Origin of the sequence: Nocardioides sp. 503 (assembly GCF_004522095.1) — a bacterium.
Lineage (GTDB): Bacteria > Actinomycetota > Actinomycetes > Propionibacteriales > Nocardioidaceae > Nocardioides.
This window is the reverse complement of record NZ_SPUI01000002.1, coordinates 878,920-900,039: the sequence shown is the minus strand read 5'-3', so window position 1 is coordinate 900,039 and position 21,120 is coordinate 878,920. Positions and strand designations below refer to the sequence as shown.

The window sequence follows — 21,120 nt, the reverse complement described above, 5'->3', positions numbered from 1 at the left end:
TTCCGTGCTCGACAGCCGGGCTCAACCACCGCGCCGTACGACGCGCGAGGCAAATACTGGAACGTGTTCTAGTTCCAGCGGAACGCTATCAGAAAGTCTCCATCTTGGAGACGAGCCAGCCGGAGCCGGTGCGGACCACGGTCACCAGGATCATGTACTGGCTGAACTTGGAGTCCTTGCCGTCGGTGGTGCTGGACTGGTCGAGGTAGACCAGCGCCACGACCTGCTCGGGCGAGGCGCGCACCACGCCCTGCATCGCCACCTCCGCGGTCACCGCCGTCTTGGCCGCCAGGACCCGCTCGCGCGCGTCGGTCTTGGTCTTGCGGAAGCGGGAGGCGAACTCCTCGGTCATCAGCGCCGCGTCGGCCTCGGTGTCCTCGTCGTAGGTCTCGTAGGACCACTGCGAGATCTCCTTGGCCGACGTCGCCGCCACGTCCACGGCCGAGGCGGCGGTGACCTGGCCGACGACGACCGGACGCCCGGTGGACACGACCGGGTCGTCGTCGCCCCAGAGGTACCAGGCCTCCGCGCTGGCGACCGCGGCCAGCAGCACGATGACCGCGACCAGCAGGCTCGTGGCCCGCCTCGACGACGGTCGGCGCGCGTCCTCGGTCGGCCAGGCCTCCTCCGCCGGCTCGACCTCGTCGACCTCGTCGACCTCGGCGGGGCCGTCGAGGTCGGGCGCGTCGTCGACGACCTCGGTCTCGTCGTCGTGAGCGGTCTCCGGCTCGCGGACCTGCTCGCCGGGCTCGACGGCCTCCTCGACCGGTCCGGTGGCGCCCGGGTCCGCCGTGGGGCCTTGCCGGCCGGCGACCTTGCGCGGGCGCGAGACGGGGGTGCGGGCGCCGAGGGACGGACGGCGCGGCGGTCGGCCGGCTCCGGAGGCGGTCATCCGACGAACTCCAGCTTCTGGGTGAGCCACGCGCCGTCGACCTCGACCACGTCGACGCGGAAGCGGAAGCGACGCTGTTGCGCCTCCTCCCCGGTGGCGGTGTTGCGGGTGGTGCCCTGGACGGCGACCATCACGGTCGCGCTGTCCTTGTCGATGTTGGAGACCGCGGCGGCGCGGACCTTGCCGGTCGAGACCGACTTGGCCTGCGCGAAGATCTGCTGCTGGTCCTTCCAGGAGTCGGTGTACTGCTTGAGGAAGTCACCGGTCGCGCCGGCGGTCACCTTGTCGTAGGTCGACTGCAGGTCGCGGTAGTCGAGGTTGACCAGCGCCTCGGCCTGGGCGGAGGCCGCCTTCACCACGTCGCCGTAGCGCTCCTGCTCGGTGCGGGCGTCCTGGCGGTCCTCGTGGGCCCGGAAGGAGGCGACCCCGCCGGCGACGCACGCGGCGGCGAGCACCAGGGCGAGGCCGTAGAGGACGGCGGGCAGCCACGACGCACGACGCGCCGGCTCGGTCCTGGCCGTCACTTGCCGGCCACCGGTCCCATCAGCAGCCACTTCCACGAGTCCTCTCCCAGGATGGCCAGGTCACCGGGGTCCACGTAGCGCACCCGACCACCTTCGCGGTCGACGGCGCCGTCGAGCAACCCCGAGACCGGGTCGTAGGACCCACCGTACGCACGCGGAGCCGAGGCGGCGGCGCCTCGCGCGCCGGGCACGTACTTCGGCCCGCGCATGACGTACGGCGGTCCGCTCAGGCACTTCGCGGGGTAGATCGGGGCGTCGGTGAGGTCGGTGGTGAGGCGCCAGTCCTTGGGCGGCTTGTAGCCGGCCGTGCAGGGGGGCGTCTGGTCGAACTGCAGGCTGACGTGGCCGTAGCCCTGCGCGTCGGTGCCGGTGAAGCCGCCGGCGATGGTGCGCGGGAAGGTCACGAGCAGCTGCTCGATGCCGGCCAGGTGCGAGACGACGACCTGGTTGACGCTGACGGCGCTGCCCAGCAGGGCCGGCAGGGTGGGCTCGAGGTCCTCGAGCAGCGCCTGGACCTCGCGGGCGGCGCCCGGCGCCCCCTGGAGGGTGGCCCGCAGGTCCGGGTCGGCGCGGCGCAGCGAGCCGGTGAGCAGCCGCAGGTCCCGGGAGAAGGTGCGGATGTTCTCGCCCTCGGCGCGCTGGGTGCGCAGCACGGTCAGGCCGGTCTCGAGCAGCTGGATCGTCTCCGCCGTGTGGGCCGAGGCCTCGTCGATGAACTGCCCGCCGTTGTCGAGGAGCTGCTGGATCGGGACGCCGGTGTCCTTGAACATGGCGCCGAGCTCGGTGATCAGGATCTGGAGGTTCTCCTGGTCGACGGAGCTGACGAACGAGTCGAGCTCCACGAGCAGGTCGGCCTCGTCGACCGGCAGCGACTCCAGCGACCCCTCGAGGGTGGTGCCGTTCTCGGCGTACGGCCCGTCGGCGTCCGGCGGCTCGAAGTCGAGGTACTGCTCCCCCACGGCCGAGAGGTTGTGCACGAACATCGGGGAGTCCACCGGCAGCCGGGTCTCGTCCTCGAGCTTCAGCTCCAGCGTGACGCCCTTCTCGGTGGGCGTCATCCGCGAGACCTTGCCGATCTTGACGCCGCGGTAGGTCACCTCGCTGCCCTCGAAGAGGCCGCCGGACGTCGGCAGCGTCGCCTGGACCGTGATGCCGCGCCCCAGCGCCCGGTCGACGAGACCGAGGTAGGAGGCGGCGATGTAGACGATCCCGACCGCGCTCAGCACGGCGAACGCGATGAGGCGGACCTTGATGCCGGCGCGGGTCATGCGCCACCTCCGTAGAGGGCGTCGGTGGTCGGGGCGGCGCTGGGCGCGTCGTCGGTCAGCGACCGGCTCAGCCGCGACAGCCCCGGCAGGTCACGGTCGAGCAGGCCGCCGGGCAGGCCCAGGTCGGGCAGCTCGATCTCCCCCGCGGCCAGCGCGGCCAGCGCGAGGCACACCGGTCGCTGGGCGTTGCGCGGCCGCTCGCAGCGCGTGACCAGCTCGGCCAGCTGGCTCACGTTGCCCAGCACCTTGACGCAGGAGGCGCTGGCGAGGCTCGCGCTGGTGAGGCAGTCCAGCACGTTGTTGAGCGTGCCTGGCGGCAGCACCGGCACGTCGGGCAGGTCCGGCAGCGGTCCCCCGCCCCCGCGGGAGAAGAAGTTGGCGAGGTTGATGTCGGCGCGGATCGAGGTGTTGGCGTAGTCGCCGAGCACGATCTCGGAGGCCTCCTGCGGGAACGGGAAGCTCAGCAGCAGGTTGAGACCCGGCGCGAGCTTGTCGTCGGCCGCGCGCAGCCGCCGTACGACGGGCTCCAGGTGTCGCAGCGAGGAGATCAGGTCGTCCTTGCTCGCGGTGATGACGCGGGTGCCGACCACGCCCAGACGGTCCAGGGAGGTGAGCATCGCGACCAGCTCGTCGTGCTGCGCGCCGAGCACCTTGATCGCCGGGCCGGCCACGTCCAGCGCGCCCTGGATCGTCGTCCGCTCGGCGTTGAGGGTCGCGGTGAGGTTGTTGAGCGACTCCAGGGCGCTGATGATGTCGCCCTTCTGCTCGTCGAGGGTCCCCACGACGCTCTCGAGCGAGCCGAGGAGGTGGCGCAGGCGGTCGGTGCGCCCGCCCATGACGTTGTTCATCTCCTCGGTGATGGTGCCGAGCTGGGCGACGCCGCCCCCGGTGAGCAGGAACGACAGCGCGCCGAGGACCTCCTCGACCTCGGGGTTGCGGCCCGTCCTGCTGAGGGGCAGCTCGTCGCCGTCGCCCAGCGGGTTGTCGCTGGCGCCCTCCGCGGGCGGCTCGAGCGCGACGTACTTCTCGCCGAGCAGGCTGACCTGGCGGATGTCGGCGACGGCGTTGTCCGGCAGCTCCACGTCGTCGCGGATGCGCAGGGTGACCTTGGCGTGCCAGCCGACCCGGTCGACCTCGGTGACCTCGCCGACGGTCACGTCGTCGACCATCACCGGCGACCGCGGCACGACGTTGAGGATGTCGGCGAACTCCGCGGTCACCTCGTAGGCCTGGTCCGCGTCGACCGGGGAGCCGGGCAGCGGCAGGTCGTAGGCGCCGTCGAACTCGCAGCCCGTGGTGAGGAGCGCGAGGGCGGCGACCAGCGCGGGCCAGCGTCGGCGCATCACGGCGTGCCTCCGATCAGGCCGTCGAGCGTCGGATCGGGGTTGGCGGCCGGCTCCAGCGGCGGGATCACCTGGCGGCCGGCGCCGCCCTTGGCGCCCGGCCCCTGGGTGGGGACCTGGGTGGTGATCTGCTCCAGCAGCGCCTCGAAGATCGTGCAGGCGAGCGCCTTGCTGGGCGCCGGGAGCTCGGACTGCTGCACGACCGCGCACAGGAAGCCGTCGGCGTCGGCGACGTTGCCCTGGACGCCGATGCGCGAGCCGATCGTGCCGGACTCGGAGTTGTAGGCCAGCACGAGGTTGCCGATCGCGACGGGGGCGATGCGCAGGGCGTCGTCGAGGTTGCCCTTCTCGGAGTTGATGGTCCGCACGACCCGGGTCAGGCCCCGGACGTCCTTGGCCAGCGCCTTGCGGTTGCCGCGGACGAACTTCTCGACGGTGCCCACCGCGTCGGCGACCGACGCGAGCGCGGCCTCGAGCTCCTGGCGCTCGGCGGCGAGCTGGTTGGAGACACCCGCGAGGTCCTGCATGAACGCCTGGACGAGCTTGTCGTTGGTGGCCAGCGTGCTGGTGAACTCGGCCAGCTGGCTGACGGTCTCGAACAGGTCGCCGCTGCCCTCACCGAACGTCGTGGCGGCCGCGGCGAGGTTGCGGATCATCTCGTTGGCCCGCTGGCCCTGGCCGTCGAGGCCCTTCGCCCCGGCCTCCAGCAGGTGGTCCAGGGTGCCGTCGGCGTTGACGCCGTTGGGTCCGAGCGTGTGCGTGAGGTCGCGCAGCGCGGCGTAGATGCGGTCGAGCTCGACCGGGACGCCGGTCTCGGGCAGCGCGATGTCGGCTCCGTCGGCCATCCTCGCGCCCTCGGTGTAGACCGGGGTCAGCTGCACGAAGCGGTCGGCGACCAGGGTGGGCGTCACGACGACCGCCTGGGCGTCGGCCGGCACGTCGTAGGTGGCGTCGTACTCCATCTCGACCCGCACCGACTCGCCCTCGGGCGACACCTCGGTGACCTCGCCGACGTTGACGCCCAGGATCCGCACGTCGGTGCCGACGTAGACGCTGACGGCGCGCGGGAAGTGCGCCGTCACGGTGCGCGTCTCGGAGCTGCCGCCACGGACCAGGAGCGTCGCCGCGAGCACGGCGAGCACGCCCACGAGGGCGACGACCTTGATGCTGACCTTCCTCATCGCGTCACTCCTCCAGCCCGGGCTGGAACTCCGGCGTGGCGACCGAGGCGAGGTTGGCGGCGTAGGCGTCGAACCACGGACCGGTGCCGATGATGTTGCCGAGGATCGAGACGTAGGGGCCGAGGGCGTTGAGCGTCGCCTTCAGCTGCTTCTCCTTGGAGTTGAGCAGGCCGAGCAGCTGGTCGACCTCGGCCAGGGCCGGGCCGATCTGCTGCTGGTTGTCCACGGCCACGCCGCGCAGCTCGACCGCGAGCGAGCGCGCGTTGACCAGGAGCTGGTGGATGGCGTCCTTGCGGCGCTGCACCTCGCGGAAGACCAGGTCGCTGCTCTTCATCAGGTCGACGATGTCGTCGCTGCGCTCGGCCAGCAGGGCGCTGACGTCCTCGGAGCTGTCGAGCAGGCCCTTGATCTGCTCGTCGCGCGACGCGACGGTCTGCGAGAGCCGCGAGATGCCCTCGAAGGACGACTCGATCTCGGGCGCGGCCGCGTCGACGGTGTCGGCCACGACGTTGAGCGCCTCGACGAGCTGGTCCTTGTCGATGTCCTCGGTGGTCTCGGTGAGGTCCCCGAAGACGCCGACGATGTCGTAGGCCGACTGGGTGCGCGCCAGCGGGATCGGGGTGTCCTCGTCGAGCTGGCCGTCGCCCGCGGGCGTCAGCTCGAGGTACTTCTCCCCCAGCAGGTTGAGGACCTCGACGGAGGCCTCGCTCTCGGCGCCGAACTCCACGCCGTTGTCCACCTCGAACTGCACGACGACCTTGTCGCCGTCGAGCCGCACGTCCTGCACGCGGCCGACGCGCATGCCGCCGACCTGGACCATGTTGCCGCGGTGGATGCCGCTGGCGTCGCTGAACTCCGCGGTGTAGGAGGTGCCGCCGAACCCGGGGAACTTCGACAGGTTGAACGCCGCGGCCATGATCACGAGCATCACGACCAGCGTGATCGCGCCCAGCCGCAGGATGCGGGCCTCGCTGTGCCGGCTCACAGGTTGCACCGCTTCGCGGTGGAGTGGAACTCGATCTTCTCGAGGCCGGCGGTCAGCTGCCGCAGCAGTGCGGGCGGGATGCCGGGGATCTCGGGCAGCGTGATCGTGCCGGAGAACCCGCAGATGTAGTAGCTGTACCAGGAGCCGTGGGTGCCGGTGCGGGTCTGGTCGGTCATCGACTCGGGCAGCCGGTCGAGCAGCTCGACGATCTGGTCGCGGTTGGCCTTCTTGTTGAGCAGCGCCGCCAGCTGGCGCAGCTCGGCGATGTCGGACTTGAGCACCGGTCGGCTCTCGTGCAGCAGGTCGGCCAGCACGACGGTGAGGTCGCTGATGTTGCTGAGCGAGGAGCCGATGACCGAGCGGTCCGCGGCGAGGTCGGTCATCCAGCCCTTCAGCTCCACGAGCAGCTGGGAGAGCTGCTCACGGCGGTCCGAGACGGTGGTGAGGGTGCCGTTGAGGTTGTCGATGACCTCCCCGATGAGCTGGTCGCGGTCGGCGAGGGCGTTGGTGAGCGAGGCGGTGTGCTCGAGCAGCCCGCTGACCGTGCCGCCCTCGCCCTGCAGCACCTGGATCAGGTTGAGCGTGAGCTCGTTGACCTGGTCGGGCTGCAGCGCCTGGAAGAGCGGCTTGAAGCCGTTGAAGAGCGTGGTGAGGTCCAGCGCCGGGCTGGTCTGGTCGAGCGGCAGCCGGCCGCCGTCGTCGAGGGGCGTGGCCTTGATGTCGGCGCCCTCCTCGAGGGCGAGGTAGCGGTCCCCCACGAGGTTGAGGAAGCGGATCTCGGCGCGCGAGGCGGTGGTGAGCGGCACGTCGGCCTTGACGCGGAAGGTCACCAGCGCGTTGTTGCGGCGGTAGTGCTCGACCTTCTTGACCTCGCCGACGCTGACGCCGGCGACGCGGACGTCGTCGCCCTTCTCCAGCATGGAGGCGGTGGTGAAGACCGCTTGGTACTCGCGGCCCGCCCCGAAGCCGATGTTGCCCATGATCGCGGCGAGCAGACCGGTCACCAGGATCGAGACGATCGTGAAGATGACCAGCTTGACGCCGGCGGCGATGGTGGTGGAGTTGCGCGACATCAGCTCGCACCTCCGCGCAGCACGGGTCCGTAGAGCAGCGAGCCGAGGGCGCCGTAGCCATCGGCCGGTCGGCCGGACTCACCGGCCAGCACGGCGTTGACGACCGCCTGGTCGGCCTCGCTGCCGGCGTACCCGCTGGACATGCCGGCGCCGAACCCGCGCTGGGAGGCGCCCGTCGCCTCCGCGCGCGTCAGCGGGAAGCCGGGGATGGCCGGGAGCGGCAGGCCGGGCAGGTCGCTGGTGGGCGGGTTGTCGTCGAGGTCGGAGCCGTCCTTGAACGAGTTGGGCCCGATCGGCACCGGGGGGTTGGGCAGCCCGGCGCACCAGGGTCCGTGGCCGACCTCGCCGTACTCCGGGAGGTCGCGCTCGTCGTAGGCGCGGTACTGGGCGGTGCCGAACTCGATGTACTGCTTGACGCGCTTGCCCTCGAACGTCGAGGCCAGCACCGGCTTGTAGCGCGCGGCCCCGCGGATCAGGCAGGGGAACTCCGGGGAGTAGATGTCGAGCAGCTTGAGGACCGGCTCGGTGACCTCGCCGATGCGGATCAGGTCGTCCTCGTTGTCGCCCAGGATCCGGGTCGTGGTGTCCGCGAGCCCGGAGACGTCGCCGAAGAAGACGTCGAGCTGCTTGCGCTCGTCGAGCACCGTCCGGCTGGTGACGGTGAGGTTGCGCAGCACGCCGACCAGGTCCGGTGCGGCCTCGTCGTAGGTGTCGGCCACGTCGGCGAGCGTGACCAGGTCCTCGCGCAGCGTGGGCAGGCTCTGGTCGATCGCTCCGAGGTAGCTGTCGAGCTTGTCCATCGTGGCGCCGAGCTGCTCGCCGCGGCCCTCGAGGGCGGTGGCCAGGGCGTTGAGGGTGGCGTTGAGCTCCGCGGGCTGGACCGAGCGCAGGAGCGGGAAGAGGTTGGCGAGGATCCGGCTCAGCTCGACGTTGGTCTCGACCCGGTCGGACGGGATCGTGCCGCCGTCCCTCAGGGAGGTCGAGGACGGCGACTCCGGGCGCACGAACGCGATGAACTTCTGGCCGAACAGCGTGGTGGGGAGGATCTGGACCTCGACGTTGTCGGGGATCTCCTTCGCGGCGTCGGGCTCGAGCGCCACCTCGATGGAGGCCTCCTTGCCGTCCTGCTCGACGCTGCGCACCTGTCCGACCAGGGCGCCGTTGAGGCGGACGTCGCCGAACTTGGCCAGCTGCAGGCCGGCCCGGTCGGCCTTGATCGTGATCGTCGTGACCGTGTCGAACTTCTTCTGGTAGACCGCGATCGAGAACCACACGAGCGTCGACATCACCGAGAGGAAGACGACGCCCGCGACCAGCAGCCGACGGTGCTCCGCCGGGCTGTCGTGGTGGATGTTGACCAGCAGTCCCACGCCGTTACCCCGTGATCCGCACGGTGGTGGTGGAGCCCCAGATGGCGAAGCTGAGGAAGAAGTCGGCGACGACCGTGAAGACGATGCTCGTGCGGATCGCGCGGCCGACCGCCGTACCGACGCCGGCCGGGCCGCCGGAGGCGGTGTAGCCGTAGTAGCAGTGGATCAGGATGATCGCCGCGGCCAGGAACAGCAGCTTGAAGAACGACCACAGGATGTCGATCGGCGGCAGGAACTGCAGGAAGTAGTGGTCGTAGGTGCCCGAGGACTGCCCGTAGATCAGGGTCGTGATCAGCCGCGGTGAGAGGTAGGAGGCGCTCAGCGCGACGACGTACAGCGGGATGACGGCGACGAAGGCGGCGATCATCCGGGTGGTGACCAGGAACGGCAGCGACGGGATGCCCATGACCTCCAGGGCGTCGATCTCCTCCGAGATGCGCATCGCGCCCAGGCGGGCGGTGTAGCCGCAGCCGACGGTGGCGGCGAGTGCGATCGAGGAGATGAGCGGCGCCACCTCGCGGGTGTTGAAGTAGGCGGAGATGAACGCGCTGAACTTCGCGACGCCCAGCTGGCTCAGGGACGCGTAGCCCTGGATGCCGACCTCGGTGCCCGCGAAGAAGGAGAGGAAGGCGATGACGCCGACGGTGCCGGCGATCAGCGTGAGGCCGCCGGCGCCGAACGAGACCTCCGCGAGGGTGTTGGTGATCTCGCGGGGGTAGCGGCGGATCGCGCGGGGGGTCCAGGCGAGCGCCTTGACGTAGAACATCAGCTGGTCGCCGTAGGCCTCGAGCGACCTGCGTCGCCCGTCGATGACCGCGCTGGCGATCGTGCCGATCGTCGCCACGTCAGAGCCCCGGGGGTGGGACGACTTGGAAGTAGATGGCCGTGATGATCGCGTTGATGAAGAACAGCAGCATGAAGGCGACGATCACGGACTCGTTGACTGCGCGCCCGACGCCGCTGGGCCCGCCGCCGGCGTTGAGACCCTTGTAGGCGCCGACGATCGCGGCCATGCCGCCGAACACGACGGCCTTGACGATGGCGATGTAGAGGTCCGAGATCGAGGCCAGCGCGGTGAACGAGGACAGGAACGCGCCCGCCGAGCCGTCCTGGACGATGACGGTGAAGAAGTAGCCACCGCCGATGCCGGCGCCGATCACGATGCCGATGATCATCAGCGCCACGAACATGGTGGCGATGACGCGGGGCACCACCAGGCGCGCGAGCGGGTTGACGCCGAGGACCTCCATGGCGTCGATCTCCTCGCGGATCTTGCGCGCGCCCATGTCGGAGCAGATGGCCGAGCCGGCCGCGCCGGCGATGATCAGCGCCGCCGCGATCGGCGCCGCCTCGCGGACGACGGCGAGCACCGCGGTGGCGCCGGCGAAGGACTGCGCGCCGAGCTGGCCGGTGAGGTTGCCGACCTGGAGCGAGATGACCGCGCCGAACGGGATCGACACCAGGATGGTCGGCATCAGGGTCACGCTCGTGATGAACCAGGCCTGCTCCACGAACTCGCGGAACTGGAAACGCGTGGTGAAGGTCAGCTTCACCACGTCGACCGTCATCGCTGCCAGCTCACCGGGTCCACGGAGTACGGACACAGCGCTGAACGCCATTCGTACCTCCCCGGAGTGCGACGACGGCCACAATAGAACGTGTTCTCGTTCTTGGCTAACGACACGCGTGGGGAGTGGTTACGGGCTGCCTCGTGGCCATCGGCGGCCGCGTCGGGGGCTCCGGGGCGGGAGCCGCTCCCTAGGATGCGGGGTGTGATCCCCGCCGCCGTCGCCCCGCTGCCGGGTCGAGCGTGACCGCCGACGAGCTGTGGGCGGCGCTCGCCCACGACCCGCGCGACCCCGCCTTCGCCGGGCTGCGCGCCTCCGACCAGGACCGCGAGGTGGTCCGGTCGCTGCTGACGACCGCCTACGCCGACGGCCGTCTGGACCGCGCCGAGTTCGACGAGCGCAGCGAGTCCGTCACGGGCGCCCGCACGCTGGGTGAGCTGCCGCCGATCGTGGCCGACCTCGTCGCGCAGGCACCGCCAGGAGCGCCCCGCCTGCCCGCCCGCCCTGCGTCCTCCGACCTGGTGGCCCAGGCGACGCGCAAGTACGAGGCCGACCGGCGCGAGGCGCTCGCAGGCTTCCTGGTGCCCAGCGTCATCTGCCTGGTCGTCTGGACGGTCGTGATGTTCGGCGGGTTCTTCTGGCCGGCCTTCGTGCTCCTCGGCACCGGCATCAACCTGGTGCGCACGCTCGTGCGTCGCCAGGACATCATCGACGAGCACGTCCGGCGGCTGGAGAAGAAGCAGGCCAAGGAGGTCGAGCGGCACCAGCGGCGCGAGCTCGAGGGCCGCACCGACGAGGACGACGACGCATGAGCACGCTGAGCACCGTCCGCCAGCACCCGTCCGCCGTACTGCTGGTGATGCAGCTGGTGGCGGTGCTGTCCTACCCGTTCCTCGACGGCTCCGTGGCCGGCCGGGCCGTGGTCGGGGTCGTGCAGATGTCGGTGGTGCTGCTCGCGGCCTGGGCCGTGCGCCGTACCCCCGCGCTGAGCTGGATGGCGGGCCTGCTGGGCGGGCCGGCGATGGTCTTCACGATCGTCGAGGCCCTGCAACCGTCGACCGACTGGGTGGTGCTGGTCTCCGCGGTCTTCCACGTGCCGTTCTACTTCTACGTGTCCTACGCGATGATCCGCTACCTCTTCCACGACGACAAGGTCACCCGCGACGAGCTCTTCGCGACCGGCGCCGCCTTCACCGTCGTGGCATGGGCCTTCGCCTACGTCTACGCCGCGGCGCAGGTCGTCTGGCCCGGGTCGTTCGTGGGCCTGGAGGGCGCCACCGACCAGAGCTGGTTCGAGCTGCTCTACCTCTCCTTCACGACGCTCACCAGCGTCGGCCTCTCCGACATCGTCCCCATCCAGGACCACGCCCGCTCGCTCGTCATGGTCGAGCAGGTCGCCGGCGTCTTCTACGTCGCCCTCGTCGTCGCCCGCCTCGTCGGCCTCAACGCCATCCGCCACTCGCGGCGCTGAGCGCGGGCTCGGTGGTCGAGCAGCGAGCGCCAGCGAGCGCACGTCGAGGACCCTCGCGCCTCTGATCGCCTCCTCGGGGACCGTTCTTCGGCTTGCGCGCCGTCGTTGGTTGCGGTCTTTGGCGCTTACAGGGATGAGGTGGGCGGTGCTTGCGCGCCGCTGCCGGCCTTCGGGTCGCCTTGGTTTCGGGACGGTTGCTGGCGCAACCTCCTCCACCCACGAGGTCGCCCGGTGGCTGAGGAGGGACGAAGTCCCGTCTCGAAACCACCCCCGAAAGAAGATTCAGAAAGTTTCGACGGCCCTTGTGGATAAGGCCTCCTGAGCCCACTTTCAGGGCTTCGACTGTCGGTGGCCGGTGCTTGAGTAGACCCATGACCAGCCCCGCCGCCGACCTCCTCGAGGTCATGCGCACCACCACCCGGACCGCCGCCGCGGCCGAGGTGCAGCGCCTGCGCGCGGTCATCGACTGGTGCGTCCTGCACGCCACGACCGACGAGGGCGTAGCCTCGTTCGGCGACCACGGCATCCCCCTGGCCGGCGACGGCGCCCCCTGGGTCAGCGAGTTCGCGGTCATGGAGCTCGGCGCCGCGCTGGGCATGTCCACCGACTCCGCGAAGCGCTACGTCGGGGCCGCCCTCGAGGTCCGCTACCGGCTGCCGCGGGTGTGGGCCCGGGTCGAGGCCATGGAGCTGCCGTTCTACAAAGCCCGCTGGATCGCCGAGCACACCATGGCCCTACCTGCAGCCGGCGCCGCCTACGTCGACCGGATGGTCGGGTTCGTCGCCCACAAGGTCTCCTTCGCCGAGATCGAGCGCCAGATCGCCGCCGCCAAAGCACGGTTCGACCCCGAAGCCGCCGAGAAGGCCCGCCGGGAGGCCGCCGACTCCCGGCGGCTCGACGTGGACAAGGCCCACGTGTCCATCAACGGGACCGTCGAGGTGTCCGGGACGCTGGACTACGTCGACGGTCTCGCCCTCGACACCGCCCTGTCCCACCGCGCCGCCGAGCTCAAGGCAGCCGGGTCCGAGGAGTCCCTCGACGTAAGACGCTCGATCGCGGCCGGGGACCTCGCGCGGGGGTATGACTCACTGCCCTTCGAGCACGCTGACGGTGCCGGAGACGATGGTTTCGAGACGGGACTTCGTCCCTCCTCAACCACCGACGTCGTAGTCCATGTGCACGAGGACCTCGACGGGGTCGGACGACTCGGCAACACCCGCACCCCGCTGCTCGCCGAGACCATCCGCGAGTGGTGCGGGCGTCCCGACACCCGTGTCATCGTGAAGCCGGTCCGAGACCTGGCCGGGCACGTCCACGTCGCCGCCTACGAGATCCCCGACCGCCTCCGTGAGCAGGACGAGCTCGTCGACCTCACCTGCGTCTTCCCCTGGTGCACCAGACCCGCCGTGCGCTGCGACGTCGACCACGCCATCCCCCACGCCGACGGCGGGCCGACGTGCTCGTGCAACACCGCACCCCTGTGCCGCGGGCACCACCGGCTCAAGACCCACGGCCGCTGGGACTACGACGTCCTCGACCGCGGCACCTACCTGTGGCACTCACCCTTCGGCCACGCCTACCGACGCGACCACACCGGCACCCAGGCCATCACCACCCCGACCACAGCCCACGAGCCCCATCGACGAACCTGACCGCCCCACACCCCGCGCCGGCGGGGCCACAGGCACGTCCGGAGTGCGTCAGGCGTCTTCCCAGCCAGGTGGACGGTGCTTCTTCGGCAGTTTGGCGACGACCAGGCGGTAGGACTCGTCCACCGCGTCGAGGAGGTCCTCGTCCGGGATGGCGCCACTGAAGGCGAGGTCGTTCCAGCCCGAGCGTCCGATGTAGGCCATGACGGTGACCTCGCCCGGGAAGCGGTCGAGCCACTCGTCGGCGGCCTCGCGGCTCGGGCCGCCCTTGACCCCGACACTCTCACTGCGGAGGAACGCGAAGATCCGGCCCCGCTCCCCCTCGCCGACCTTGACCACCGGGTGCTCGTGGTCCCACGGGTTGTCGGTCCAGGCCCCGGGCCGGGCCAGGCAGTGCTCGAGCATCCGGGTGACGTCCATGCACGGCAGACTAGGCGGGGTCGAAGACGTAGGCGGAGCCACCGACGGTGCGGATCAGGCTCGTCCCCGCCCCGGCACGGCGCAGCTTGCGACGGATGTTGGCGACGTGGACGTCCACCAGGAAGTCGGACTCGATGAAGTCGCCCTGCCAGACCTCGCGCACGATCGCCTCGCGGTCCCGGACCTGCCCCGGCTGGGAGGCGAGCGCGGCCAGGAGGTCGAACTCCGCCTGGGTCAGGGGCAGCGGCTCACCCGCCATGCTGGCCGTGTGGCTGGCGGAGTCCATGAGCAGGCCGCCACCCGCGTCGGTCACCACCGACGGTTCGTCGTGGAGCGGCTCCAGGCGTGGGCGCCGGAGCAGCGCGGAGACCCGCGCGAGCACCTCACGCGGGGAGAACGGCTTGGCCATGTAGTCGTCGGCGCCGACCTCGAGACCGACGAGGCGGTCGATCTCGGCGTCGCGGCCCGTGATCATGACGACGTAGGCGTTGCTGAACTCCCGCAGGCGCCGACAGACCTCGGTCCCGTCCATGTCGGGCAGCGAGAGATCGAGCGTGACGATGTCGGGTTGCACCTCGCGCGCCGTGGCGAGGGCCTCCTCGCCGGTCTCGGCCGAGGAGACCTCGAGGCCGGCGGTGCCCAGCACGTGCTCGAGCAGGTCGCGGACGTTGGGGTCGTCGTCGACCACCAGCGCCCGATGTGACGGCGTCATCCACACCTCCTGCATCCGAGGGGAGCAATCTAGCGAACCGGGGCAATCGCGAGACATCGGGAGCCCCGGGGTTGTCCTGGTGTGGTCGGGCGTCCAAGATTGGGCACCGCAGATCTGGGGGGCCGAACTGCAGGGTGGAAGGACGCAGCATGGCGCCTCAGGTGGAGACGGTGCGTGACGCCGCCGTCGAGGAGAGACGGCAGCGCGCGGTCGAGAGCCTCATGCTCTCCGAGCACGTCCGCCACGAGCGCTTCGACCGCATCACCCGGCTGGCCCGGCTGCTCTTCGCCGTGCCGATGAGCACCATCACCGTCATCGACGGCGACCGCGCGTGGTTCCCGAGCTCGCAGGGCATCGAGGCGACCGAGGCGCCACGCGGCGAGACCTTCTGCGACCGGACGACGGACCTCGACGCCCTGGTGGTCGTCCCGGACGCCCAGGTCGACGACCGGTTCAGCGACCTGCCGGCGGTCCAGGCCGGGGTCGTCCGGTTCTACGCCGGCCACCCGCTGCGCGACGCGCTGGGCAACGTGGTCGGGACGTTCTGCCTCTACGACGCCGAGCCTCGCGAGCTGGAGGGCGAGCTGCTCGGTGCGTTCGGCGACATGGCCGCCTGGGCCCAGCAGGAGCTCGTCGCCTCGACCGAGATGTCGCAGGCCGGGAGGGTGCAGGCCTCCCTGCTGCCGGCCAAGGCGGTGCGCATCGGCGACTGGGAGGTCAACGGGGTGTGCCTGCCCGCCCTGGCGGTCGGCGGCGACTTCTACGACTACGGCACCTCGAGCGGCGTGATCCACGTCGGGCTGGGCGACGTCATGGGCAAGGGCACCGGGGCCGCCCTGGTCGGTGCGGGCGTCCGCGCCGCCGTCCGGGGCACCCATGCCGCGGTCACGGCAGGCGTCGACCTGGGGATCACCGTGACCCAGGTCGCCCGGAGCATGCTCACCGACCTGGAGCAGGCTGAGAGCTTCGTGACCCTGTTCGAGGCGGCCATCGACCTCGACGACGGCTACGCCCGGTACGTCGACGCCGGATCCGGCCTGTGCCTCGTGATGAGCCCGACCGGCGAGGTGAGGCGCCTCGCCGGGCAGGACCGGCCCCTGGGGGTGCTCCCCGACGACCACTGGACCGAGCACGAGAGCACGCTCGAGCCGGGCAGCCGGATGCTGGTTTTCAGCGACGGACTGCTGGACCTGGTCGACGACGAGATCTCGTGGTGGGTGCCCATCGGCGACCTCATGCGCGCCGCGTCGGACGTCGACAGCCTGCTGGCCTCCATCGCGGGGCTGGTGCAGGAGCTCACCGCGCTGGACGACGTCACCGCCGTCGCGGTCTTCCGCCATCTCCCCCAGGAGGCGTCCTCGTGAGCAGGCGGTTGCTGGCGATCCGGGCGATCGTCCTCCTGACCGCCGTCCTCGGGCTCAACTACGTGATCTGGCGCTGGCTGTTCTCGGTCAACTGGGTCGCGTGGTGGGTCGCGGTGCCCCTGGTCCTCGCGGAGACCTACAGCCTGGTCGACTCGTTGCTGTTCGGCCTGGGCATGTGGCGGCTCAAGGAGCGGGGCGCGGCGCCCGCGCCGGACCCCGACCTCACCGTCGACGTCTTCATCGCGACGTACAACGAGCCGATCGAGCTGGTGATGCGCACCGCGCGCGCCGCCAAGGCGATCCGCTACCCGCACGAGACGTGGGTGCTCGACGACGGCAACCGCCCCGACATGCGTGAGGCGGCCGAGGCCGAGGGCATCCGCTGGATCACCCGCTCCGCGGACTGGGCCGGGATGCCACGCCACGCGAAGGCCGGCAACCTCAACAACGCCCTCCTCTCCACGGAGGGCGAGTTCTTCCTCATCCTCGACGCCGACCAGGTGCCGCACCCGGACATCCTGGACAAGACCCTGGGCTACTTCAACGACGAGAAGATGGCCATCGTCCAGACGCCGCAGTTCTTCGAGAACGTCCCCGAGAGCGACCCGCTGGGCAGCCAGGCGCCGCTGTTCTACGGCCCCATCCAGCAGGGCAAGGACGGCTGGAACGCCGCCTTCTTCTGCGGCTCCAATGCGGTGATCCGGCGTGAGGCCCTCATGCAGCTCGGCGTCTCGCGCTACGTCGGCGAGGTGGAGGTCGGCGTGCACCGTGCGCTGCGTGCCGCGCGTGCCGTGCTGCGCTCCGCCCGGCGCGACCTGGCCCCCGACCAGCAGGAGGTGCGCGGCGCCCTGGACCGGATCCTCGCGGAGATCCGGCAGGCGCGGCGCGCCCTGGGGCAGGGCGAGCCGCTCTTCGACGTCACCTACGCCTTCCAGCGTCGGGTCGCGGAGATCCGCCGAGAGCTGGTGACCGCCGACCTGACGGCCCTCCAGTCCGACCTCGCGGCCATCGCCGAGCTCGAGGGCATCGCCGACGACCCCGACGTGGCCCTCGGGACCGTCGACGAGGACGTGCTGCAGCAGCTGGCTCACCGCGACTGGTCACCGCTCGGAGCGGTCGAGACCGTGCAGGCCCTCGTCAACGCCGTCGACGTCGACCGCGGGGGCGAGGCGCAGGCGGTGATGCCGCTGGCCACCATCTCGGTGACCGAGGACATGGCCACCTGCATGCGTCTGCACGCCCTGGGCTGGCGCTCGGCGTACCACGACGAGACCCTGGCCGACGGCCTGGCACCGGAGGACCTGGCGACGATGCTGACCCAGCGCCTGCGCTGGGCCCAGGGCACGGTGCAGGTCATGTTCCGGGAGAACCCCCTCGTGCAGAAGGGGCTCACCCTCGCCCAACGACTCATGTACTTCGCGACGATGTGGAGCTACATGTCGGGCTTCGCCGCCCTGGTCTACATCGCCGCCCCGATCATCTACCTCACGTTCGGGGTGCTGCCCGTCCAGGCCCTGAGCACCGACTTCTTCGCACGGCTGGTGCCGTTCCTGGTCGTCAACCAGCTGCTGTTCATCGTGGTCGCAGCAGGCCGGCCGACCTGGCGGGGGCAGCAGTACTCGCTCGCCCTGTTCCCGGTCTGGATCAAGTCGTTCACGACCGCGTTCGGCAACGTGTTCCTGGGCCGCAGCCTCGACTTCGCCGTCACGCCCAAGACCAAGTCCGCCGAGGGCGGCCGGACCCGTTGGGACCTGGTCCGTCCGCAGCTCTGGGCCATGGCGCTGCTGGCCGTGGCGGCCCTGGTCGGCATCGTGCGGGTCGCGGTGGGCCAGGCGCCCGTCTTCGGCACCGTGTTCAACGTCGTCTGGGTGATCTTCGACCTGGCCGTCTTCTCCGTCATCATCCAGGCAGCCCGCTACCGCGGGTTCGAGCCCACCCCGTCCGAGGTGCCCGAGGGCGCCGCCGGAGAACCCCACGAAGGAGCAGCATGATCGAGTTCGCGGTCGAGACCCGGGACGACGGCATCGGTGTCGTCACCCCGCAGGGCCGACTCAACATGGTGTCGGCCCGGCGGCTCAAGGAGATCCTCTCCGAGCTGGTCGCCGGCGGCACGCACCGCATCGTGGTCGACCTGGGCGAGACGACCTTCCTGGACTCGTCGGGCCTCGGCGCCCTCATCGGAGGACTGAAGTCGGCGCGCCAGTCGGGTGGCGACCTGCGCATCGCCCGGGTCTCGCCCGCGGTGATGACGGTCTTCGAGCTCACCAACCTCGACCGGGTGCTCCGTGCCCGCGACTCCGTGGACAGCGCGTTCGATGACTGACGACCAGCAGCCCGCGGCGGACGCGCTCGTCGGTCGCCTCGAGCTCTCCGCCCCGGCGACCCCCGAGATCATGGACCTGGTCCACGGGATGATCGAGCACCTCTGGACGACCCATCCCGACATCGGTGAGCGCGACCGCGCCCGGTTCGAGATGTCGGTGATCGAGATCCTGGGCAACATCGTGGAGCACGCCTACGCCGCCGAGGAGACCCATCCCTCCACGCGCCGCTTCCAGATCGCGCTCGCGGCGACCGAGGACCGGTTGGTCGCCCGGCTCGCCGACAACGGGCTCCCCGTGGGGCTCGACCTGAGCGGCGCCGTCATGCCAGACGAGCTCGCCGAGTCCGGCCGTGGCCTGGCGTTGGCGACCGCCGCACTCGACGACCTCGGCTACCACCGGGTCGGGGACCGGAACCTCTGGGACCTGCTGTGCCTGCGCGGCTCGTCCGCCTGACCGTCGGCCTCGTCCTCGCGCTGCTGCTGGTGTCGCTGACCGGGCCGGCTGCGACCGCTGACGAGACCGATCCCGTCCTGGCGCTGCCCTCTCCCGGCCAGCCGTGGTTCGGTCCCGGCCTGGACTGGGAGGACGACCTGCCGGCCGACTACGCAGGTCGCCTGGGCGAGACGCCGTCGCTCTACGCCCAGCACGTCGACTACCCGCTCACCGAGGAGAGCACGACGTACCTGGAGCAGTTCGCCGAGCAGAGCGCGACCCAGGGTGCCGTTGCTGTGGTGTCGCTGGAGCCCCAGGTCCCGCTGACCGAGCTGACCAGGACGGATGCGACCGACCTGGCCGAGGTCCTGGCGGAGCTGCACGTGCGGCTCGACAGCTACTTCCTCGTGCGGTTCGCGCCGGAGATGAACGGCTCCTGGGTGTCGTGGGGTCAGCAGCCGCTCCCCTACGTCGCCGCCTTCCGGGTCGTCGCCGACACGGTGCACGCCGCCACCGAGCACGCCGCGATGGTGTGGGCGCCGGTCTACGGCTCCGGCTATCCCTTCGGCACCGCCTTCGGCGCCGTCGACCAGGACCCCGACGGCCAGTCCGGCGCGCTCGACACCGACGACGACGGCGACGTCGACGCCGCGGACGACCCCTACGGTCCCTACTTCCCCGGCGACGACGCGGTCGACTGGGTCGGGCTGACGCTCTACCACTTCGGCGCCGAGTACGACGCCCCCGGCTTCGACAACGACGGGGTCGGGCCGGACCAGGAGGACGCGGCGTTCAGCATCAACACCCGCCCCCGCAGCGACGAGCTCCGGTCCCGGCTCGACGAGAGCTGGGGCTACGGGGACGAGCGGCGGCGTACCCCCTTCTACGACCGGTTCGCCGCGGCGGACGACCGCCCCCTGCTGCTCGAGACCGCCGCACTCTGGACGGCCGGAGACCGCGGCGGCGACCCGGAGCAGGCCATCAAGTCCGAGTGGTGGGGCCAGGTATTCGCCGCCCTGGACGACCACCCCCTCGTGGCCGGGATCAGTTGGCTCGAGACCGCACGCCCCGAGGCCGAGGCGGAGGGTCTCGAGGTGGAGTGGGGAGCCACCCGCACCGACGACCTGGCCTCCGCCCTGCGGCGCGACCTCGCCACGGCAGGGATCGACCTGGGGCCCGTGACCGACGTGCTCGACCAGCAGCAGGCCAACGAGGCCACCGCCCAGGGCCGGATGCCCTCGGCGTCGGACCTGACCAGGTCCATGGACTGGATCGCCGGAGGGGTCGGGGTCCTCGCCCTCATCTTCCTGCTCAGCGGGGTCGCCGCCCGCCTGCGACCGGGCTGGCGGTACCCGGACGAGGCCACCGGCTCCCGCGACCTCCGGGTCGACCTCTTCCGCGGGTTCCTGATCTGCACCGTCATCGTCACCCACACCGAGGTCGCGGGTGCCCTGTCGTGGTTCACCCTGAACGCCTTCGGCGCCGTCAGCGGCGCCGAGGCCTTCGTGGCGCTGTCCGGGGTCGTGCTCGGCATGGTGCACCGCGGCCAGGCGGAGCGCCTGGGCGACTGGGCGGCCTCCGTGCTGCGCTGGCGCCGCGCCCGCACCCTCTACGTGACCGCACTCGCCGTGGTGCTGCTCGTCTACCTGCTGGGGCTGGTGCCCGGCATCGACGCGCGCGGCGTCACCACCTTCACCGACCGCGGCACCGGCGCCGGCGGCGCGGAGGCCGCCGGCCGGGTCTACGACCTCTACGTCAACGCGCCGCGCCTCTTCGACTACCCCCCGCCCTGGTACGCCGTCCGCGAGCTCCTGACCCTGCGGATGGGCCCCTGGGTGCTCAACGTGCTGGGCCTCTTCGTCGTCCTGATCGCGCTGGCCCCCGCGCTCCTGCTCCTGGTCCGACGCGGGCTCTGGTGGCTGGCCCTGGCGGTGTCGTGGGCGGCCTACGCCTACGGCGCGGTGAACGGCGGGCACGTCCTGCCTTCACAGTTCGACGACGTCTTCCCCCTGCTGACGTGGCAGGTCGTCTTCGTCACCGGCATGGTGCTCGGCTACCACCGCCAGCGGGTGATCCAGGTGCTGTCGAGCCGGCCCGGCGCGATCGTCTGCACGGTGCTGGTCGTCGGCTACGCCCTCGCGCTCGGCTGGCTGTGGGCGGCTCACGCCGGCCATCTCCCGAGCGGCCCATGGCCGAGCGACCTGTACCCGCGCCTCTACGACGAGCACTACGTCCGGGTCTTCCTGCAGGCCGGGCGCCTGGCGGACCTGGCGCTCGTGATCGTCGTGGTGTTCGCCTTCCTGACGGCGTTCTGGCACCCGGTCAACGCCGCGGTGGGGCGCGTGCTCGTGCCCTTGGGTCAGGCCTCGCTCTACGTGTTCGTCATGCACGTCTTCTTCGTGCTCGCCGTGGACAACCTGCCGGGGCTGGACCGCAGCAGCGCGTGGCAGGGGATCCTCGTCCACGTCGTCGAGATCGCGCTGGCCTGGGTGCTGGTGAAGCGCGAGGTCCTCTTCTCGGTCGTCCCACGCTGAGCGCGGGCCA

20 protein-coding genes are annotated in these 21,120 nt (G+C 71.0%); 8 read left to right on the top strand and 12 right to left on the bottom strand.

Annotation, left to right across the window (positions count from 1 at the left end; translation table 11 throughout):
• Positions 1-88 precede the first annotated feature (88 nt).
• Genes E4622_RS05325 through E4622_RS05280 form a run of 10 tightly spaced genes read right to left on the bottom strand, consistent with a single transcriptional unit; the run spans position 89 to position 10,255 of the window.
• Complete coding sequence (locus E4622_RS05325; RefSeq protein WP_134738996.1) at positions 89-892, bottom strand: hypothetical protein; 804 nt, start codon at positions 890-892, stop codon at positions 89-91.
• Complete coding sequence (locus tag E4622_RS05320) at positions 889-1,416, bottom strand: VirB8/TrbF family protein (protein WP_134738995.1); 528 nt, start codon at positions 1,414-1,416, stop codon at positions 889-891. The genes E4622_RS05325 and E4622_RS05320 overlap by 4 nt, the downstream gene beginning before the upstream one ends.
• Positions 1,413-2,684 carry an MlaD family protein gene (locus tag E4622_RS05315; protein WP_134738994.1) on the bottom strand — a complete coding sequence of 424 codons (1,272 nt, stop codon included), beginning with the start codon at positions 2,682-2,684 and terminating at the stop codon, positions 1,413-1,415. The genes E4622_RS05320 and E4622_RS05315 overlap by 4 nt, the downstream gene beginning before the upstream one ends.
• The gene (locus tag E4622_RS05310) at positions 2,681-4,027 is read right to left on the bottom strand and encodes an MCE family protein (protein WP_134738993.1); all 1,347 of its coding nucleotides are present in this window, start codon (positions 4,025-4,027) and stop codon (positions 2,681-2,683) included. Before E4622_RS05310 ends, E4622_RS05315 begins: the two co-directional genes overlap by 4 nt.
• On the bottom strand, positions 4,027-5,208 hold the full coding sequence (locus tag E4622_RS05305) for an MCE family protein (RefSeq protein ID WP_134738992.1): 1,182 nt from the start codon (positions 5,206-5,208) through the stop codon (positions 4,027-4,029). Before E4622_RS05305 ends, E4622_RS05310 begins: the two co-directional genes overlap by 1 nt.
• A 4-nt stretch (positions 5,209-5,212) precedes the next feature.
• The gene (locus tag E4622_RS05300) at positions 5,213-6,193 is read right to left on the bottom strand and encodes an MlaD family protein (protein WP_134738991.1); all 981 of its coding nucleotides are present in this window, start codon (positions 6,191-6,193) and stop codon (positions 5,213-5,215) included.
• Positions 6,190-7,266: an MCE family protein gene (locus tag E4622_RS05295; RefSeq protein ID WP_134738990.1), complete on the bottom strand. Its 1,077-nt coding sequence runs from the start codon at positions 7,264-7,266 to the stop codon at positions 6,190-6,192. Before E4622_RS05295 ends, E4622_RS05300 begins: the two co-directional genes overlap by 4 nt.
• Positions 7,266-8,636 carry an MCE family protein gene (locus E4622_RS05290; protein WP_245155892.1) on the bottom strand — a complete coding sequence of 457 codons (1,371 nt, stop codon included), beginning with the start codon at positions 8,634-8,636 and terminating at the stop codon, positions 7,266-7,268. The genes E4622_RS05295 and E4622_RS05290 overlap by 1 nt, the downstream gene beginning before the upstream one ends.
• Before the next feature lie 4 nt (positions 8,637-8,640).
• Entirely contained in the window at positions 8,641-9,480 is an 840-nt protein-coding gene (locus tag E4622_RS05285) for an ABC transporter permease (protein WP_209021788.1), read from the bottom strand.
• A 1-nt stretch (position 9,481) separates the two neighbouring features.
• The gene (locus tag E4622_RS05280) at positions 9,482-10,255 is read right to left on the bottom strand and encodes an ABC transporter permease (protein ID WP_134738989.1); all 774 of its coding nucleotides are present in this window, start codon (positions 10,253-10,255) and stop codon (positions 9,482-9,484) included.
• A gap of 191 nt (positions 10,256-10,446) precedes the next feature.
• Here E4622_RS05280 and E4622_RS05275 point away from each other — a divergent pair, with 191 nt between their 5' ends.
• The 3 genes from E4622_RS05275 (at position 10,447) to E4622_RS05265 (ending at position 13,327) form a co-directional block, all read left to right on the top strand.
• Positions 10,447-11,016: a DUF1707 domain-containing protein gene (locus E4622_RS05275; RefSeq protein ID WP_134738988.1), complete on the top strand. Its 570-nt coding sequence runs from the start codon at positions 10,447-10,449 to the stop codon at positions 11,014-11,016.
• Positions 11,013-11,675 (top strand): potassium channel family protein, encoded by a 663-nt coding sequence (locus tag E4622_RS05270; RefSeq protein ID WP_134738987.1) that lies wholly within the window; start codon positions 11,013-11,015, stop codon positions 11,673-11,675. The genes E4622_RS05275 and E4622_RS05270 overlap by 4 nt, the downstream gene beginning before the upstream one ends.
• Before the next feature lie 371 nt (positions 11,676-12,046).
• Positions 12,047-13,327 carry an HNH endonuclease signature motif containing protein gene (locus E4622_RS05265; RefSeq protein WP_134738986.1) on the top strand — a complete coding sequence of 427 codons (1,281 nt, stop codon included), beginning with the start codon at positions 12,047-12,049 and terminating at the stop codon, positions 13,325-13,327.
• Between the two features lie 48 nt (positions 13,328-13,375).
• Here E4622_RS05265 and E4622_RS05260 read toward each other — a convergent pair whose 3' ends face one another.
• Together E4622_RS05260 and E4622_RS05255 are read right to left on the bottom strand one after the other, a co-directional pair.
• Positions 13,376-13,744 carry an MmcQ/YjbR family DNA-binding protein gene (locus E4622_RS05260; RefSeq protein WP_134738985.1) on the bottom strand — a complete coding sequence of 123 codons (369 nt, stop codon included), beginning with the start codon at positions 13,742-13,744 and terminating at the stop codon, positions 13,376-13,378.
• A 10-nt stretch (positions 13,745-13,754) separates the two neighbouring features.
• Complete coding sequence (locus E4622_RS05255; RefSeq protein WP_134738984.1) at positions 13,755-14,456, bottom strand: response regulator transcription factor; 702 nt, start codon at positions 14,454-14,456, stop codon at positions 13,755-13,757.
• 149 nt (positions 14,457-14,605) lie between these two features.
• On the opposite strand from E4622_RS05255, the gene E4622_RS05250 reads away from it, so the two are divergent.
• From E4622_RS05250 to opgC, 5 genes are read left to right on the top strand one after another with little or no spacing between them, the layout of a single operon-like run.
• Entirely contained in the window at positions 14,606-15,820 is a 1,215-nt protein-coding gene (locus tag E4622_RS05250; RefSeq protein ID WP_134738983.1) for a SpoIIE family protein phosphatase, read from the top strand.
• Positions 15,817-17,811: a glycosyltransferase family 2 protein gene (locus tag E4622_RS05245; RefSeq protein ID WP_134738982.1), complete on the top strand. Its 1,995-nt coding sequence runs from the start codon at positions 15,817-15,819 to the stop codon at positions 17,809-17,811. Before E4622_RS05250 ends, E4622_RS05245 begins: the two co-directional genes overlap by 4 nt.
• The gene (locus E4622_RS05240; RefSeq protein WP_134738981.1) at positions 17,808-18,143 is read left to right on the top strand and encodes an STAS domain-containing protein; all 336 of its coding nucleotides are present in this window, start codon (positions 17,808-17,810) and stop codon (positions 18,141-18,143) included. The genes E4622_RS05245 and E4622_RS05240 overlap by 4 nt, the downstream gene beginning before the upstream one ends.
• Entirely contained in the window at positions 18,136-18,597 is a 462-nt protein-coding gene (locus E4622_RS05235; protein ID WP_134738980.1) for an ATP-binding protein, read from the top strand. Before E4622_RS05240 ends, E4622_RS05235 begins: the two co-directional genes overlap by 8 nt.
• Positions 18,573-21,110, top strand: a complete 2,538-nt coding sequence (opgC, locus tag E4622_RS05230; protein ID WP_134738979.1) for an OpgC domain-containing protein — start codon at positions 18,573-18,575, stop codon at positions 21,108-21,110. The genes E4622_RS05235 and opgC overlap by 25 nt, the downstream gene beginning before the upstream one ends.
• Positions 21,111-21,120 lie beyond the last annotated feature (10 nt).